Origin of the sequence: Enterococcus haemoperoxidus ATCC BAA-382, assembly GCF_000407165.1 — a bacterium.
GTDB lineage: Bacteria > Bacillota > Bacilli > Lactobacillales > Enterococcaceae > Enterococcus_L > Enterococcus_L haemoperoxidus.
In genome coordinates, this window is the sequence record NZ_KE136479.1 from 2047825 (window position 1) to 2066484 (window position 18660).

17 protein-coding genes are annotated in these 18660 nt (G+C 35.4%); 5 read left to right on the plus strand and 12 right to left on the minus strand.

The annotated features are described in order from the left end of the window. Positions 1–53: 53 nt before the first annotated feature. The 4 genes from I583_RS09445 to I583_RS09460 all read right to left on the minus strand — a co-directional run bounded on the left by I583_RS09445 (position 54) and on the right by I583_RS09460 (position 8332). Positions 54–3251 (minus strand): DEAD/DEAH box helicase, encoded by a 3198-nt coding sequence (locus tag I583_RS09445; protein ID WP_010760713.1) that lies wholly within the window; start codon positions 3249–3251, stop codon positions 54–56. Positions 3252–3267: 16 nt separating this feature from the next. Then, positions 3268–6411, minus strand: coding sequence for an AAA family ATPase (locus I583_RS09450; protein ID WP_010760712.1), 3144 nt, complete (start codon positions 6409–6411; stop codon positions 3268–3270). Between the two features lies 1 nt (position 6412). Then, a complete protein-coding gene (locus tag I583_RS09455; protein ID WP_010760711.1) occupies positions 6413–7552 on the minus strand; it encodes an exonuclease SbcCD subunit D in 1140 nt (379 codons plus the stop codon). A gap of 159 nt (positions 7553–7711) precedes the next feature. Further along, positions 7712–8332, minus strand: a complete 621-nt coding sequence (locus I583_RS09460) for a lysophospholipid acyltransferase family protein (RefSeq protein ID WP_010760710.1) — start codon at positions 8330–8332, stop codon at positions 7712–7714. 168 nt (positions 8333–8500) lie between these two features. On the opposite strand from I583_RS09460, the gene I583_RS09465 reads away from it, so the two are divergent. Genes I583_RS09465 through I583_RS09475 form a run of 3 tightly spaced genes read left to right on the plus strand, consistent with a single transcriptional unit; the run spans position 8501 to position 9947 of the window. Further along, positions 8501–8917 carry a GNAT family N-acetyltransferase gene (locus I583_RS09465; protein ID WP_010760709.1) on the plus strand — a complete coding sequence of 139 codons (417 nt, stop codon included), beginning with the start codon at positions 8501–8503 and terminating at the stop codon, positions 8915–8917. Positions 8918–8947: 30 nt separating this feature from the next. Then, the gene (locus I583_RS09470; protein WP_010760708.1) at positions 8948–9682 is read left to right on the plus strand and encodes a tRNA1(Val) (adenine(37)-N6)-methyltransferase; all 735 of its coding nucleotides are present in this window, start codon (positions 8948–8950) and stop codon (positions 9680–9682) included. Further along, the gene (locus I583_RS09475) at positions 9672–9947 is read left to right on the plus strand and encodes a GIY-YIG nuclease family protein (RefSeq protein WP_010760707.1); all 276 of its coding nucleotides are present in this window, start codon (positions 9672–9674) and stop codon (positions 9945–9947) included. The genes I583_RS09470 and I583_RS09475 overlap by 11 nt, the downstream gene beginning before the upstream one ends. Before the next feature lie 163 nt (positions 9948–10110). Here the strand turns inward: I583_RS09475 and I583_RS09480 are convergent, their stop codons facing one another. From I583_RS09480 to I583_RS09505, 6 genes are all read right to left on the minus strand, one after another. Continuing rightward, on the minus strand, positions 10111–11211 hold the full coding sequence (locus I583_RS09480; RefSeq protein WP_010760706.1) for a low temperature requirement protein A: 1101 nt from the start codon (positions 11209–11211) through the stop codon (positions 10111–10113). 303 nt (positions 11212–11514) lie between these two features. Continuing rightward, positions 11515–12063, minus strand: coding sequence for a cysteine hydrolase family protein (locus I583_RS09485; RefSeq protein ID WP_010760705.1), 549 nt, complete (start codon positions 12061–12063; stop codon positions 11515–11517). Positions 12064–12093: 30 nt separating this feature from the next. Continuing rightward, positions 12094–12786, minus strand: a complete 693-nt coding sequence (locus tag I583_RS09490; RefSeq protein ID WP_010760704.1) for a 5'-methylthioadenosine/adenosylhomocysteine nucleosidase — start codon at positions 12784–12786, stop codon at positions 12094–12096. Between the two features lie 16 nt (positions 12787–12802). Continuing rightward, positions 12803–13099, minus strand: a complete 297-nt coding sequence (gene macP / locus I583_RS09495) for a cell wall synthase accessory phosphoprotein MacP (protein ID WP_010760703.1) — start codon at positions 13097–13099, stop codon at positions 12803–12805. Next, on the minus strand, positions 13096–13680 hold the full coding sequence (locus tag I583_RS09500) for an NUDIX domain-containing protein (protein WP_034682907.1): 585 nt from the start codon (positions 13678–13680) through the stop codon (positions 13096–13098). The genes macP and I583_RS09500 overlap by 4 nt, the downstream gene beginning before the upstream one ends. Before the next feature lie 277 nt (positions 13681–13957). Beyond that, on the minus strand, positions 13958–14647 hold the full coding sequence (locus tag I583_RS09505) for a hypothetical protein (RefSeq protein WP_010760701.1): 690 nt from the start codon (positions 14645–14647) through the stop codon (positions 13958–13960). A gap of 275 nt (positions 14648–14922) precedes the next feature. On the opposite strand from I583_RS09505, the gene I583_RS09510 reads away from it, so the two are divergent. Both I583_RS09510 and I583_RS09515 read left to right on the plus strand, forming a co-directional pair. Continuing rightward, complete coding sequence (locus tag I583_RS09510) at positions 14923–15585, plus strand: 5-bromo-4-chloroindolyl phosphate hydrolysis family protein (RefSeq protein WP_010760700.1); 663 nt, start codon at positions 14923–14925, stop codon at positions 15583–15585. Positions 15586–15838: 253 nt separating this feature from the next. Continuing rightward, complete coding sequence (locus I583_RS09515) at positions 15839–17026, plus strand: toxic anion resistance protein (RefSeq protein ID WP_010760699.1); 1188 nt, start codon at positions 15839–15841, stop codon at positions 17024–17026. Between the two features lie 51 nt (positions 17027–17077). Here I583_RS09515 and I583_RS09520 read toward each other — a convergent pair whose 3' ends face one another. Further along, entirely contained in the window at positions 17078–18229 is a 1152-nt protein-coding gene (locus I583_RS09520; protein WP_010760698.1) for a mannitol-1-phosphate 5-dehydrogenase, read from the minus strand. After that, positions 18226–18660 (minus strand): PTS mannitol transporter subunit IIA, encoded by a 435-nt coding sequence (locus I583_RS09525; protein WP_010760697.1) that lies wholly within the window; start codon positions 18658–18660, stop codon positions 18226–18228. Before I583_RS09525 ends, I583_RS09520 begins: the two co-directional genes overlap by 4 nt.

An 18660-nucleotide genomic window follows, 5' to 3' on the forward strand; every position in this document is an offset into this window, starting at 1 on the left:
GAAAAATGCAGCATACACTTAGATTTTCTCTAAGCATATGCTGCATTTTTCTTTTATTCCCCAATACTCAAAATCATTCGAATATCGTCTTCTGTCATTTTAGCTAATTGCTCTTCGTTTCCTTGGATCACTTTTTGGAATAGTTCACGTTTTTCCTGTTGTAACGAGTTCATTTTTTCTTCAACCGTTCCTTCTGCAATCATTCTCCAAACTTCTACCACATTCTTTTGACCAATTCGATGTGCACGTCCGGCAGCTTGTTCTTCTACAGCCGGATTCCACCATAAATCGTAAAGAATCACAGTATCAGCACCAGTTAAATTTAAGCCGGTTCCTCCTGCTTTCAATGAAATCAAAAAGACATCTTTCTCACCAGCATTAAAAGCATCTGCCATTTCCATCCGTTCTTTAGGTTTCGTACTTCCTCTTAAGTAGAATGTTGATAAATCTAATTTATGCAGTTCTTCTTCGATGATTGATAACATACTGGTAAACTGAGAAAAGAGCAACACACGTCGATTGTTTTCTTTAGCAGCTACCAACAAATCTTTAACTTGTTCTAGTTTTCCAGAACCACCGGTATAATCATCAATGAACAAACTAGGATCACAACAAATTTGGCGTAAACGAGTTAATCCTGCTAGAATGCTCAAGCGATTCTTCTTGAAAGCATCTTGATCCATTTGACTAACATCTTCTTGCATTTGTTTTAGATAAGCTAAGTAAACCGTCTTTTGTTCTTCCGTGAGAACACTGTATAAATTACTTTCGATCTTATCTGGTAAGTCTGCTAACACCGTTTTCTTGTCTCGTCTTAGAATAAATGGCTGAATCATTTTAGCGATTTCTTCTGGTTTCATCGACCTAAACAAGGTCTTAGAAGGAAATAATCCTGGTATGATCATTTGGAATATTGACCATAATTCATCTAAATTATTTTCGATTGGTGTGCCACTTAAAGCAAAACGTTGAGGAACTTTCAAACTTTTTAACGCTTGAGCTGTCTTTGTTCCGCTATTTTTTACCATTTGGGCTTCATCTAATATCAAATAACCTAAATTCAATCCTTGATACATGTCAATATCTTGTCTAAGACTCGCATATGAGGTGATCAACACATCTAATTCTGCCTGATTTGCTAGTTTTTCACGTTCAGATTTATTTCCAGCAACGACTTCTGCTTGTAAATCTGGAGCGAATTTCTTTAACTCAGCTGCCCAGTTATAAATCAAACTAGCTGGCGCTACGATCAACGCTGCTCCTGTTTGTTTTTGTTCTTCTTTTTCAGATAATAAATAGGTAATTGTTTGAAGGGTTTTCCCAAGACCCATTTCATCTGCTAAAATACCACCAAATTGATAATAACTAAGCATTTTTAGCCATTTAAACCCATCGATTTGATAATTTCTAAGCGTTGCTTGGATTTTTTTAGGTAGGACCGCTTCAAATTCCTCTGGATGGGTCAAATTTGAAACCATTTCTCTAAAGGAATCTGAAAAATGAGCTCGAGTATTATTTTCAAGCATACTTTCGATCATCAACCCTTGATTTCTCGGTACTTGAATCGTTCCTTGAACATTTTTCATATTATTTCTCAGCATCGTCAAAACTTCACTTGTCTGTTGAAACTCTTCTGAGTCTAAAGATAAAACTTCTCCAGTCTCCAAAGTATAAAAACGATCATTTCGTAATAAGCTGGCTAAAACAGCATCAATTTCCTGTTCTGCGATCCCAGTTATATCAAAGCGCACATCTAGCCAAGAATCAGAGTCAGAAACTTCGATCAAGGGTTGATGATGAGCCGCATCTAAATACAATTCACGTAATTTTTTCCCCATACGAACTTCACCTAAATGACGGAAAGTCGGAACTTCTGCTTTAAAGAAATAATATAGACGTTCACCAGCTGGTAAAACTTTTTCATACCCCTCCGCAACTTTTTGATAGCCGAATGCCGTTAATTGTTCTAGGATTTTTTGTTCTTGTTTTCCATCACGCACTACTTCTTGATTTGCTCCAGAAACAACTGAATGCTCCTTATCGGTTGAAAAAACAACTTCTCCATAAGTGAAGTCCACCCGAACTTTGATCATTCCTTTGATTTTCCGAAAAATAAAGATTGTCTCTAACGGATGATAAATCACTTCTTGAGCTACATCTTCACTAACCGTCACTGTCCCTAGTTTTTCCAATAAAGGTATAACACTACCAAATAAATCTGATAACTCAGGTTTTTCATAGATGATCTCTGGTTTTTCAATCCTTTTTAGCAATTGTAACAAGGTCGTATAGATTGCTTCTTGTTCTTGTGTAAAAATATAGACTTGATCTTTACTAAACCCCCATTGGTAATGAGATAAAAAGGTTGTTATCTGATCATCTATTACTAACTTATACGTACTGTCTAGTTGTTTGCTTAGATCAAAATAAATTGGCAAAGCGCCTTTTACGAATGTAAGGCGACGGTATTTTGTTTCCTCATCGTTTAATTGAAAATGAGGGATTTGACTCATTTTTTCAAGTAATTTTTGTCCTTGATCAATTGGTAAAACAAGATACCGTTTATCGATTTTCCCTTTGACTTGAATACCATTAGAACCCAATAATTGACTCGTTTGATAAATTGCCGCCAACTGCTCCAACAACTCTTGATTTTCAATTGAAAAAGCTTCTTTGACTATATCAAAATGATGCTGCTTATTGATTAAAAAGCTACCTTCTTTTTGGAATGTCTGGAAAAACTCACCAATATTTTTAATGATATAGGTTTTAGGTTTGACGCCTTGATTTCCAAGTCGCAGCGAAACACCTAAAACAGCTAACTCTGGATAGTAATTGTTTGTTTCAATCACATCCACAATATATTCAACGGTCAACGGTGTGATTTTACTTTTTTCTTCTGACTGATTCAGCTTAGCAAAACCTTTGGTAAACATTTCTGAAATAGACAGAGATCGTTTTTCAAAAGTAACTGGTTGATCCGCTTTTATGATTCTAGAACTTCCTTTGTGACGTAGATATAGTTCAACTGCAACAGTATGCTTGCAATAACCATGATCTTTCCAATAAGGACATTCACAAATATCATTTTCTTTGGCTGTGCCATCTAATTGCACACGATACAGTTCATTTCCTAGAACTTCTGCATGCCAAATTTTTTGGTCAGGATCTTGTACGACCGACAAGACTCTGCCTTCTTTCATATATTCCCTGCCACGTTCAACGATTCTTTCTGGAATACTCCACTTCATGTTCTCACCTCCTCGGTTAAGCTGTTTGATAGGTCACTTGACTTTGACCATTTCCGTTTGTTTGGATTTGTAATTGCTGTGGAATTCGTGCTTTTAATTCACTTACATGACTAATAATACCGATCATTCTTCCTTCATTTTCGATTGTTTCCAATGCCTCCATCGCCATTTCCAAGGCTTCTTCATCTAAAGAACCAAATCCTTCATCAATAAACAACGCTTCAATTAAAACACCGCCAGCTTGCTCTTGGATTACTTCTGCCAATGACAGTGCCAACGCTAAAGCTGCGATAAAGCTTTCACCACCGGATAAAGTATGAGCACTGCGAGTACTTCCAGCATTATCATCATATACATTGATTTCAAGGCCCGTTTGATTCTTATAACTTCCGGAATCTTGATTCAATTCAAATTGATAACGATTATTCGTTAATAAACCCAAACGTTGATTGGCCACTTTTAGAACCTCTTCTAAATACGTTTGTAAGACATATCTTTCCAAACTCGTTTTTCTTGGATTATCACCGTTGACTGTCGTTGCCAATTGATGTAAAGCAGTCACTTCTTCCCACTGTTGCTCAACCGAAGCAATCAATTCTTTGACTTGTTTTTGAATTTTTTCATTGGCTTGAATTTTTTCTTGCTGTTGATAGTAATTCACTTCTTTTGCTTCTAGCGAAACTGTCAATGCTGCAATGTCCTCTACTAGGTTCGTTGTTTCCGGCTGTTCCTTATTTTTCAGCTTTTGTTCTAGTTCGTTTAATTGAAATGTCAGTTGATCTTTCTTCTTATCAAAAGCAGTCAATTCTTCTTTGATTGCTTCTAATTTTGACACTTCTTTCAATAAAAGACGGACTATTTTCTCGTTGAATTCAAAATTTGATTCTTTTAAAGCGGTAGATAATTCTTGTTCTAATGCTATTTTTTCTGCTAAATTTGCGGCTTGTTCTTTTCCAAGATGTGCTTCACTATTTTTCAATAATAATTGGCTTTCTTTGACCTCAGCAAGTTTTTCTTCGATTTCTTGCTTTTCTGTTTCCCATTGGATTATTTGTTGTTCTAGTAGTTTTTTGCTCGTTATTATTTCAGTTAAAGTTAGATGTTCATCACTTAATTGTTCTGAGATCGTTTTTAGCTTTGTTTGATTAGCTGATTGTTCTTGCTGCTTTTCAGTGACGACGGTCTCGTGTTCAAGCACTTTTAGTTGTTGCTCTTTAACCGACTTTTCTAGTTCGATACATTTAGCTTTAGCAATCTCGATTTGCTCTAATTCAAGTTCAATTTTGTCAGTCCAAATTTGAAAATCAGCCGTCACTTGTTCAATTGCTTCTGGGGTTAACGACGTTTTTAGCGTGATAATTTGTTTTTCTTGTAATTGTTTGACTAATGAACTAACTTTGTTATTTTGCCCGTCTAATTCCTCTTGTAGTTCTTGTTCAGTAAGTTTTACTTGAGCAACCTGCGCTTTTAATTTTGCAACCATCGCTTCTTGTTTTTGAGCTGTTTTCTCAATGTCATTGAGTTGATTTTCGATTGCTTGAATTTCCTCTAACGAAAACTCTTGATGCTCGTTTTGATTTGGATGCTCCACTGAACCGCAAACTGGGCATGGTTCGCCGTCCACTAAAAACAAACTCAAACGGCTGATCTGCATTTTTGCCCACTGGCTTTTTTGCTTGGCTACTTGTTGATACATCGACTCTTTCTCAATCATAGCTTGCTTTAGTTGTGCACTCTTATCCTTCAACTGTTCCTTGATTGCAATTCTTTTCACTTCAAGTTGTTGTTGCTTTTCCCAATTTTCTAAAAAAGTCTGCCATTGCGCTTGATGACGTTCTAATTCTAGCTGTTCTTTTTCAATTTGAACCTGTCTTTCTATAACAATGCGTTCCTTTTGATAGTCTTGTTCAGTTTTTACTTGTATTTCTTTTATTTCAGTGAACTTTGTTTTTAATGTCTCTAGCTCTATAGCATTTTTTTTGATCGTGTTCGATACTTTTTCCTTCTCTTCATATAACGGGATTTGGAATTGTAACGTTGTAACTTTTTCTTTGATTTTATTTATTTCAGCAACTTGAGCTAAAGTTTCTTTTTGTGCACTTTCCCATCGTTTGATTAGTTGCTGCCGGGTTATTTGTTTTGTTCGGTTCGCTTTGAGCTCTTGCTCGTTAGTGATAAGTAAATTGACTTTGTCATCGATTTTTTCAATCAAACCTTGATGATTTTTCACCCATTGCAGTTGTTGTTCTTCAAATCGTAATGTTTCGATCTTCTCGGCCGCTTGGTCTAATTCTTCTTTTTGTTTTTTTAGCTGGGTTTGTTTTGTAAACTCATTTGCTAGTTCTTCCAAAGCAAATTTTTCTTGTTCTTTTTTCTGCTTTTGTTTTTGTAAAATAGACAACTCTGATTTTTCTGTAGCTTGTAGCTTGATCATCTCTTCTTGTTGCTGCTCTAACATAGCTAATTGTTGCTCTACAGAAAGCTCTTCTTGTAATTTTTCTTGCCAATATAGTTGATCTAATTTTGCTTGGATGGTTTGCTGCGTTGCTTCAATACCTTGATTGACGGTCTTCAATTGAGATTTTAACAGCTCATTTAAGGTCTGATACAATTGTGTGCCAAACAAATTTCGTAGCACTTTTTCTTTATCATTACTATTTGCAATTAAAAATGTTCTAAATTCTCCTTGCGGTAAGAGAACAATCTGAGCAAATTGCGTTGCATCTAAATGCAGCAGTTCTTGAATAAAGCTATCTACTTCTCGGCGTTTCGTGTATTCTCTAAGCTCTTTTCCAGAAGAATCTTTGACGATCAGTGAGATCTTTGCACTTTGAGTACGAGTACCATCACCACGTTTTTTATAAAGTTCTTGTTCTGGTTTTCTCGTGATATCATAAAAATAGTCGCCATGAGAAAAAGCTAAATGAACCTCAGTTGGTTCCGATGGATCTGCAAATGTTGATCGCATTTCTTTACCTTGTCGTAACTTTCCTGAGCTTTCACCAAATAAAGCATAACTCATTCCATCAAAAATAGTGGTTTTCCCGGAACCTGTCTTGCCACTGATCAAAAATAGTGACGAGTCCTCAAACTTATTAAAGTCAATCGTTTCAGCAATGTAAGGTCCAAAGTTTTTTAATGTTAGTGTTAATGGTTTCAACTTATTTCCCTCTTTCTGCTTGATGAAGCGCTGCTAGGTTGTCTTTGATCCAAGTTTGTTGTTGTTGAGTCAATTGTTCTCCTGTTACTTCCGAAAAGAACTGATTGACTAATTCCGTTGGTGCCAAAGCTTTGATCTCTTTTTTTGCTGCTCTATTTTTTTCTTTTACTTCTCTTCCAAATAATCGTTCGACACCGATCACTCGTGGATAAATTTGGCGTAACTGATTCATCATATTAGGAATCACAGCGCGATCTGTTAACTGGATATGTAAATAGCTTTCGCGGTCGATCGATTCATAAAATTCCTGAGTGGTCAATTCTTTAAAACTTCCTTCGAGTTGTATCAGGTCTCGTAGTGGTGTAATTTCTTTAAATTCAAATGTCGTTTTATCAACCACAGTATCTACGATCCAAACCCCTTTTTTCTGACTCATTTCTGATAATGAAAACTTTAAGGGTGAACCACTATAACGTGCATTTTCGGCTTGCAATGCATTTTTCCCATGTAGATGCCCTAAAGCTACATAGTCAAATGATTCAAGTAACGACAACGGTACGGTATCCAAACCACCAACCATCAATTTTGTTTCTGAATCAGACTTTTCACTACCTGCTACAAAAAAATGACTGACCAAAACATGAGCCATATCTGGTTTGAATTGTTTTTCCATTTCTGTAATGACTTCTTTCATTGCTTGTTCAATCGTTCGAATTTCTTCATTATCAAAATATAATCGAGCAGAAATCGGTTCAAAATAAGGCAATAGGAAAAATTGAGTGTTCTTCATCTCCACCGGCTCAAACGCCTGATCCAACCGAGTATTCAAATGGAAATCTGATTGAATAAACCATGGCCCGCCCGTTTCTAAACGCGTACTACTGTCATGATTACCGGAAATTGCCAACACGGGAAATTTTTCTTGTAAATTCATTTCTACGATCATTCGATTGAAGACTTCGATTGCTTCAACTGAAGGAACTGAGCGATCATATAGATCACCTGCAACGACTATTGCATCCACCTTTTCCTCTTTAGCGATCTTTAGAATCTGCTGGAATGCATCTGCTTGCTCTTCTAATAAATCGTAGCCATGTAATTTTTTGCCAATATGCCAATCTGCTGTATGTAAAAAACGCATTTTCCCACCACCTAAAAAAGTCCTTCTTACTATTATACCAAATTTACGGAGAAATATATGGTTCAAACGTATAGAAATTTTTGAAAGTAAAAAAAAGCCTGAAATACAACTCCTAGAGTCATATCCAAGCCCTAAAGGATCGAATCGCAAATACTGCTACTATTCTTTCACTTCATATTTAAAATTAGGATCGATTTCTTGATCTAAGCTGTCAAAAGTCGCCTGCATTCTGCGTTCAACCTCAGCAATTCCTTCTTTATCCATTTTCGGAATATCGCTCACATCAATTGGTTCACCAAAACGAACAGTCACCCGACGGCGTTTAAATAAGTCTTTCAGCGTCAACGGTCCTTGGTAAACTGCTGGAACGATTTTAACTTTGGCCATTTTGGCAATCAAAGCCACGCCGCCTTTTAACTCTGAAGAATGACGCGTTCCACTTGGAAACATTACCAAGCTTAAATCAGTATTCTTTAGTGTTTTTACTGGTGTCTTGATAGCACTTGGACCTGGTTTTTCCCGATCAACTGGAAAAGCATTTGCATGTTTTAAAATAAAACTTAGAAAAGGATTCTTAAATAATTCTTTTTTCGCCATAAAACTAAACTTTTTCGGTGATCCACCTACAGCTAAATATAATGGCTCCCACCAAGTTCTATGAGGCGCAACTAAAATATAATTTTCATTTTGAGGAATGCGGTCTTTCTTTTCATAATGTGCATTGCCGTTGATAATAAATAAAACAACCCGGACAACTCCACGCATAAATGTAAAAAACATGTTTTTCTTCCTTTCTTTTCACTAGCTATAAGTATGCCGAAAACTAACGCTTTTGACAAGTCTTTTTCACACGTTTCTTCTAATCTTAATTGTAGTATAATATAAGGATATCATCTCTTCCATCAAAGAGCTTTACGATATAATTTAAGAAAACGGGAGGTTACGTTAATGCTTGACTATAAATCACTGAATCAAAAAGAAAATGAAACCAATTTGATCAAACTACTTTCTGAAAACCAAGAAGAAGAAAAAAATGTTCCAGCCGAAAAAAACCTTCCCTTCTCTTTAGCTTTATATGATAATGAGCTTTATATTGGCGGTATTACAGCGAATAAATGGATGAACGCGACCCATATTTCTTTGTTGGCAATCAATAAAAATTATCGTGGCAAAGGGTATGGCCTGCAGCTCCTAAAAAAAGCAGAAACTTTTGCTATCGATTCAGGTTCTAGCCTTATAACAATCAATACGCAAGATTATCAAGCAAAAAACTTCTATGAAAAATACGGTTATCAAGTGTTTGGACAGCTTGTTGACACGCCATTTATTGGCACTACAAAATATTATTTAGTGAAACGAATTTAAAACGAAAAAAAGTAAAGGAATGAGTTGAACATGTTACTACCAGGTGAGAGAATCGATCAGTTATTTGCTGATGATATCCAAATCATTCAAAGCAAAGAAGTTTTTTCTTTTTCAATAGATGCTGTCTTATTAGCAAATTTCCCTGCATTTCCCAAAACTGGTACGATCGTTGATCTATGTGCTGGAAACGGAGCTGTTGGTTTATTTGCTAGCCGAAAAACCAAAGCTAAAATCACACAAATCGAGTTACAAGAACGTCTAGCTGATATGGGGAAAAGAAGCATCAAACTAAATCAGTTAGATGAGCAAATAAAGATGGTTGAATTAGATTTAAAAAAAGCTACGACTGTTGTTAAACCAGATTCTGCTGATTTAGTTTTATGTAATCCACCTTACTTCAAAGAACTGCCAACCAGTCAGAAAAATCCAAATCCTCACTTAGCCATCGCCCGTCACGAGATTCATACGACACTGTCAGAAGTGATCGAGGTTTCAGCAAAGCTTTTAAAAACAAATGGTCGTCTTGCAATGGTTCATCGCCCAGATCGTTTTTTAGATATTCTACAGGCAATGGAATCAGCCAATATTGCACCAAAAAAAGTTCGTTTTGTTTATCCTAAGGTTGGTAAAGAAGCAAACACTTTATTGATTGAAGGAATCAAACAAGGTAAAAAGGACGGATTTAGAGTCTTACCGCCTTTGTTTACTTATGACGAACAAAATAACTATCTCCCAGAAATGAAGGCGATGTTGTATGGAAACTGATCATTATTTTTATGTTCTTTACTGTAAAGATGATACTTTTTACGGAGGTTATACAACAGACCCTGAAAGACGTTTAAAGGAACACAACAGCGGTACGGGGGCAAAATATACAAGACTTCCTTCACGCTTGCCTGCAAAAATGATTCATATTGAAAAATTCAGCAGCCGCAGTGACGCTACAAAAGCAGAATATGCATTTAAAAAATTAACGAGAAAACATAAAATAGCGTACTTAAAAGAAAACGGAGCGAGTGGATGGGCTTAATAATTTGAGAATTTAGAACAGCTGAAAAGTTCTATTCTAACTTAGGTTTTCAAGTGAAGAATAACGAATAAGTTGAAGATGAACATGGCTATATCCTTGTGGAAAAAATAAAAAATCCCCAACCGATTATTTTTAAATCGACTAAGGATTTTTTTCTTGTTCCCTATATAAGTTCTTGTTTAACCTTATAAAGTAAAAACAATAAAAATACCACATTCACGAATAAAAATAGCGGTATAAAATCTTGGATAAGCAAACTAATGATGATCCATATCGCAAAATAAATCACACTTTTACTAATGAACGGAAGGTAATTATGCTCTTTTTTTGTATAAATGATCATATTAACAATCGTTCCGCCTAAGAAACAAGCTAAGCTAGCAGCCAAACAAAGTACAAAGAAAAGTGGTTTGATCTGCGCTTCTACATAATTTTCATACAAAACAAGTGACAAACCTAGGCCAACGAAAATAAAATAATGCGAATGGATCAAAACCAAACCGGCTGTTTCTTTTTGTCGCTCGATCCCTGATTTATACACTGCATTGTAAAAAAGAAACATTACAACAACCATCAGAAAGAACAAGACACTACCAATACTTATTTTATTAAAAACGATCGTATTGGCAACTGCAATCACTGCTTCACCAAATAATAATAGCGTAAATAGACTATAACGCTCCGTTAAATGTCCAAAATTCGTAGGAAAGTCTTCCAAATTTTTCTTCATAACTATCGGGAAAAATGCTGTAATAAAAATAGAAATCGCATACACACTAAAACGAATAGAATAAGCTCCCCACGGTAAAATTGTGATAAACCCGATCAACCCAGTTGCACATAACATAATCGCTAATTGATAACATAACTTTTTAACAACAGAATCTTCCGTACTTCTCATTTTCAAATAATACTGCAACGCAATACTGAAAAATAAAATAGAAGTTGCTCCTGCAAATGTAAAATGTGTCTTCTCAAAATCAACATTGATCGACTGAGCCAAAATAATTACCCAGAACATATCAAAAAATAAAAATAGCGCACTTATCTTATTCTTAATAGAAAATCGGTTAGCAAAAACAGTTTGGTACGTCCAAATCGTCCAAAAAACTAGTGTCAACATTAGAAACTCACCCATGCTTTTGAAGGATAGCACTTGATCTGCACCAACAAATAGAATTGATGCAATACGACTGATTGCATAAGCAAAAATCAAATCATAAAACAGTTCGAACTCGGAAACCTCTTTTTTTAGTACCTGCATTCGATCACTTCCATTCTGATTGATAGTTGTATGGTTCCTTTTAATTATAATCGCGATTGCCTACTTAATACAAAAATAGTGACCCTTTTTGGACTTTTTACAGAAAATAAAGAGCCAGAAACTAAACAGCAGTTTTGTTTCTGGCTCTAAACCCAAATAAACAGCGAGAAAAAAGCTAAGTACATTTTATTCCCCTCACACAACAACTTCTAAGAGTTGAACTCTTCGGAAATAGGCTGAAATTATTGTACAATACCTACTTGTTTCTCAGAGATAGACATTTTCGTCTCGTCCGATCAGATTCTATTCAATTATTTGTGCTCCTAATGTTTGTTTGAAATGACGTAACGCCCATTCATGTCCAACTGGATCAAAACTTGCGACCGCATTTTTATGAATGACAATTTTATACCCTAAATTATAAGCATCCACAGCCGTATGCAGTACACAGATATCCGTACAAACACCAACTAAATGGATCTCTGTGATCGCTCTTTCACGCAAGCGTATATCTAAATCTGTTCCACTAAAAGCTGAGTAGTGTCGCTTATCGATCCAATAAACGTTTGCTTGCTCACGACTTTTTTCATAAATATTAGCAAGTTCTCCGTATAGATTTCGCCCAATCGTACCAGCAATATTATGCGGCGGAAACAAGCTATTCTCTGGGTGATAAGGATCATTTTGATCATGTCGGTCAATAGCATAGACCACAAAGTCTTTATTTTCAGTGAATAGTTTTGTCACTTCAACTAAAGAGTCCTCAATCGCTTGGCCCGCATGCCCAGTTGTAAGAGTACCATCTGTTGCGACAAAATCATTCGTATAATCTATTGAAATCAATGCTTTCATCCTAAGACCTCCAAACAATAATATGATAAATTAAACCAGATGCTTCACAAAATTAATCACCATTTGCGCAGATTTTTCTCCTGCTTCTTCAATAAATTCATCAAATGTTTGAGTAGCTTCATGATCTGCTGTATCACTGATAGCTCTAACAACTAAAAAGGGAATATTAAATTGCGCCGCTGCTTGAGCAATTGCCGCACCTTCCATTTCACAAGCTAACGCTTCTGGAAACTCGGTAATGATTTCTTTTACTTTTTTCTGATCGTTAACAAAAGAATCTCCTGTTACGATCAAACCGTGATGAATTGACATGCCTGTTTTTTCAGCGGCTTTATTCATTTCAAGTTTTAAATAGTCGCTTGATTCATAATACAATGGCATTCCTGGTAATTGTCCTGGCTGATAGCCAAATCCAGTAACATCTACATCAAAATAAGCTAACTTATCTGCTATTACGACATCGCCAACAGATAGACCTTGTCCAATACCACCTGCTGATCCTGTGTTGATTACCATATTTACACCATATTGATGAACCAATAAAGTGGTCGTAACAGCAGATAATACTTTGCCGATCCCAGAACGTACTACAATCACTTCATGACGCCCCAAAGAACCTGAAACAAATACTGCTCCAGCTCTTTCCCAAGATCGAGTATCAGATAACGCTTCTTTTAAAATTTTTACTTCTTGATCCATAGCACCGATAATTCCAATTTTCATCGTGATTTCCTCTTCTCTATAAATTCAATACTATAAATATTACAATAGCCAACAAAATTGCCACAACAATAATAGCTTTCGTGAGTGTACTACTGCGCTCACGAATTTTTGTTTGCTCATTTGAACGTGATTTAGTAATTTCCTTTTGCTTCTTGTGTTCTTTTCGGTAAAAACTAGCTATTTCTTTTTCTTTTTTACGGTACTCTTTGTCAGCTTCTTTTTGTTCTTGCTCAAATAATCTTTGTGCTTCTTTGTCAGCTTCTTCTTTTCGTTTCCGTAATTCTGTCCGAGTGACCAGCGGACCTTTACTCATTGTTTATCCTCCTTCAGCAGCTTTTTTAGTTGCTGCAGTTCCCAATACTGCACGGCAAAAATTGTTTTTGCATCACAAATTAGGCCACTGGCAATTTCTGCTTTCGCTTCCTCTAATGTTACTGTATATAATTCTAATACTTCGTCATCATCTTGAGGACGGGGATTAGGAACTTTCTCTAAATCTTCGGCATAATAAATATGAAGTAGTTCATTAGCAAATCCTGGAGAAACATACATAGACGTCACAAAGGTAAACTTATTTGCTCGAAAGCCAGTTTCCTCTTCTAACTCTCTTTCTGCCGTTTCTTTTGGATGGTCATGTTCACCTGGATCAATTTTACCAGCAGGGATTTCTAAAAGAACTTTTTCCATTGGTTTTCTAAATTGCTTAACCATGATCATTTTATTATCAGCCGTAATAGGAATGACCGCAACAGCTCCTGGATGAAATACTAATTCACGTGTGCTCGTTTCGCCATTTGGCAAACGTACTTCGTCTAAAACAACGTCAATTATATGTCCTTTAAATATCTCTTTTCTGGAAATCGTCTTTTCCTCAAACTCTTCAAAGTTCATCATGTCCTTCACCAATCTTTCTATGGATATAATACCTTAATTTTGAAATTTTATCACTTATCGTTCTTTTTGTGAATCTTTTCTTTGCTATAACTTGCTATTTTAAGATATCTTCTTTATTTATTAATACTTAATTAAACTTTTCAATAAATGAAAGATTTCATCTAATTATACCAGTAAATCAAAATTGGAATAGCCTCATTCAACAACACACAAGTTTAAAGGAGAAGCAGGACTATATAAATAGTCTTGTTTCTCCTTTTAGTTTATCTGTATCTACTTATTTTTGCAATTCAGCCAGAGAGTTCATGACTTTGATTAAATCGGCTTTGTTACTCTCTTTTTTTTCTGCCAGTGTCCAACTGATACACTGCAAATAATGATCCTTACTTTCTACTAAATCGTAGATGTAGTAAACTTCCACACCATCTTTACTTGCAATAAAGCTACGACGTTCACCTTTTAGTTCATTGTACTTGATCGTTTCTTTCTTTTCATCCGTTATTTCGCCCAAATCAGATAGATCAACAGAGCTTTTGAATGCATCGAAACTGTCAAAATCTTTTTTTGCTTCGCTTAGCACCATATAGTATTCTTCATTCGCAGCATTCTTTAAACTAACGTCGGCATTATCACTTAATTCTTTGGCTTCTACTGACTGCCAGCCTTCTGTTAATTCTACTTTAAAGTTTCCATTTTTGGTTTTGATTACTTCTAGCTTACCTTTTGATTCATCTGATTGTTCTTTCGTTTCTTCGGTGGCCGCTTTATTCTCGTCTAGCGTACCACTTGTTGCAGATTTATCCCTAGGTTCGTAGAACACTTCATCGTCCCCATAAGAACTCGATTCCTCAGAACTTGTTTCTTCTATATAAACGTCATCGTCTACTTCTTCCACAACTTTACGTCCAGAACAGCCTGTGATCACTAATCCCACTATCAATATGGTCATGATTTTAAATTTTTTCACACTGTTTCTCCTTTTATCCTAATCATTCACTTTCATTATACCTCACGTTTCCTAATTTTCATCATATTTCTTTTTGACTTTTTTGTGAACAATTTAGTTCATTCTACATCTAAAGTAGTAAAAAACGCTATTTTCCCTTGTCATTTCTTACATTTTCTCTAAATATCAAAATCAACCTTTGGACTGATATTCTTTCTAGCCTAGAATGTGCTAAAATAACTTATATAGCGGAGGATAGTAACTTTCGATGGAATAAATGATTGGAGGGAATATAAATGAGAAAAGGAAAACTTATTCAAATAATTGCTTATTTATTTTTAGCAGGTTTAGTTCTGCGTTTTATTACTGGTATACATATGCCAGCAGTTGTCGTGGTTCTTTTGATTCTAATGGTCCTACTTTTTACTGGCACGAAGAACAAGGTTGGAAAAAAAGAAGATCAATTGCCTAATCTTACAAAGTCTAGAGAAGAACACTATGAAACGATTGGCATGACGGATCAAGAAATTGATTTTTTCCGCGATACAATGAATACGACTAAAAAACAAATTGTTCAGTTACAAGAAAATATGAATGCTTCTACTAAATTAAGAGCGATCGACTTACGTAATGATACGTTAAAAGTCTCAAAAGCCTTATTTAAAGAATTAGTCAAAGATCCAAAAAAATTACACTTAGCTAATCACTTTCTTTATACCCACTTACCTAATTTAGTTGATTTAACAGGTAAATATTTAGAGATAGACGATCATGAGATCAAAAATAAACAAACCTACGAAAAACTAGAAGAAAGTGCTCAAATTATCGATCAAGTCTCTAAATTGATCAAAAAAGACTACGAACAATTTGTAGCAGAAGATTTAGAGGACTTGGATGTTGAGATTTCCGTTGCTAAAAATAGCTTAAAAAGAGATAATGAAAATAAAAATAATGAGTAGTTGCCTGAAACAAGTAAAAAAATACAACGAAATCAAGCTTTGATACTTTAACATCAAAGCTTGATCTCAGGTAAACATGGTTGTTTGGTACAGAGGTAACAATGCGAAATGGAGCTACTATAACATTATTTAGCTACACAAATCACTCCCTAGAAAAATAGATTACTTTGAAGAATTGATTATTTCAGAGTAATCTCCTATTTTCTACAGAATTAACTGATTTGTTTCGCTTTTAAATTTAGGAGGAATCATAATGGAAAATGACTCAAAAGATGTAACCCCAGTAAATGATACACTGGATGATTTATTAAATAACCCTTTTTCAACACCTATCGATTCATTAACAACAACACAACAAAGTGAGATTTCTGCTTTGCAAGATAAGCAAGTTGCTGACCGCTTAGTTGATAAGTTACCAGCCGATAGACAAGCTCAAGCAAGAGAACTTGCTTCAAAAATCGATGTTCAAGATTCACAGGCTGTCATCACTTATGGGTCTGCAGCCCAAACAAAATTAAGTGAATTTTCACAATCAATGTTAAATCATGTACAAGCACAAGACATTGGCCCTGTTGGTGATTCATTAACTGACTTAATGTACCGATTAAGTGAAGCGAATCCTGATCAGCTTAGAGCTGGTGAAGGAAACTTCTTTTCAAAAATGCTTGGGAAAGTAAAACAATCTGTTTTTGAAATCACGGCAAAATACCAAAAAATTGGTGCTCAAATCGACAAGATCTCAATCAAATTAGATCATGAAAAAAATGGTCTTTTAAAAGATAATTTAATGTTGGATCAATTATATAATAAGAACAAAGACTATTTTGATGCCTTAAATATATACATCGCAGCTGGTGAATTAAAGATGGAAGAACTTCAAACGACAATCATCCCTGAAGCAATGAAAAAAGCGGAAGAATCTGGTGATCAAATGGATGTTCAAATCGCCAATGATTATACACAATTTTTGGATCGTTTAGATAAGCGAACGCATGATTTACGCTTAGCACGTCAAATCACGATCCAACAAGCGCCACAAATTCGTTTGATTCAAAATACCAATCAAGCTTTAGCTGAGAAGATCCAAGCATCAATCAATACTGCAATTCCACTTTGGAAAAACCAAGTAGTCATCGCGTTGACTCTTTTACGTCAAAAAGATGCTGTTACAGCACAACGTCAAGTATCTGAAACAACAAATGATTTATTGAAGAAAAATTCTGAAATGCTTAAAATTTCGGCAATCGAAACTGCGAAAGAAAATGAACGTGGCATTGTTGATATCGATACACTTCAAAAAACTCAAAACGATTTAGTTGAAACAATCCAAGAAACCTTACGAATCCAGCAAGAAGGTAAAGAAAAACGCCGTGCAGCTGAAATCGAATTAGGCCATATGGAAGAAGATTTAAAGAGTAAATTATTAGAGTTGACTCAATAGCGATATAAAAAATACTTAACCAAGCCACCGTTGCTTGATTAAGTATTTTTTTTATACTAATTCGTGATAAGACATGCGGATTTTCTCAAATAATTTCGTATAAGGTTTTAAGCCTGTATATAATTCGATCGTCTGATCCAAACCTTGCTCTCTAATCGCTTCTTGTAATGCACAAGCCTCTGCATCTGTAGGTTCTTTGAACTTCATTGCAGCAGCAATTGCAATTGCTAAAGCTTTCGGTGTTTCATTAAAGGCCTCTACAAATTGTCTTGCTGGTTGGATAAAGCGATCATTTTCTCCGATTTTTCTAATCGGTGATCGTCCAACACGAGTCACATAATCTGAAACATAAGGATTTTTGAATCGATCAATAATTTTATCAATATACGCTTGATGCTCTTGGTGAGAAAACTGAAATTTTTTCTCTAACAAAGCCCCTGTTTCTTCTAACGCACTACGTACGATGAAGAGAACTTTTTCATTGTGAATCGCATCTTCGATTGATTCTATGTTTCTTATATGACCAAAATAAGCTGTTACAGCGTGTCCAGTATTGACAGTAAATAATTTACGCTCAATATAAGGCGTTAAATCTGGTACATAGTTTAGTCCAGTGATTTTTGGTGCATTTCCTTCATTTATCGGTGCTTCTACTAGCCATTCATAAAATGGCTCTACCGTTACAGTTAGAGGATTTTCATGCTGTTGGTTTGGCACGATCCGATCAACAGCTGAATTAGGGAAAGCAACAAATCTATTAACATATGCTTTAGCCTCAGCTGATAATAATGGCAACACAGCTGATTGAAGTATTTCAGAGCCTCCGATCATATTCTCGCATGCGATCACCGTTAAATAGTGTGTTGAGTCGCTTCTTAATTCAATCCCTTTAGCAATGATTTCTGCTATTCTCGGCAAAATGGATGGACCAACCGCGGTTGTGATCAGCTCAGCTTCACTAATATATGCCGCTAATTGTTCTGTTTCAGTCATACTATTAATTGCTTTGATTCCTTTGACTGTAAAACGTTCTTGCTCTTTGTTTGCTAAAATCACGTCATATTGCCCTTGTTCATTAATTTGTGCTACGATTTTTTCATTTACATCAGCAAAGATCACATCATAACCAGCTTGAACTAATAACCAACCAATAAAGCCTCGACCAATATTGCCAGCTCCAAAATGAACAGCTACTTTTGTCATGCTCTCACCTCTTCTTTGAATAGTCCAATGATCTCTTCTTTCGTTTCAGCAGCTATCAACTGTCTTACTTTTTCCATATCAGAACAAACTAGGGCAATACTAGACAATAATTCTAAGTGTTCATCTCCTAACCCAGCGATTCCAATGATCAGACGCACTTCATTTCCATCAAATTCTACACCTTTAGGTACTTGTAAAATGACGATTCCTGACTGATTGATTAAAACTTTTGAATCATCTGTTCCATGTGGAATTGCAACCATATTACCAATATAGGTTGTCGTTAGTCTATCTCGTTCAACCATTTTTTGAATATAATCTATAGACACATATCCCTGACTTACTAATTGTTTTCCCGCAGCTTCGATAGCTTCTTTTTTGCTGGAAAAACGTTTATTCAATACTATATCTTCTTGTTTTAATGTCAACAT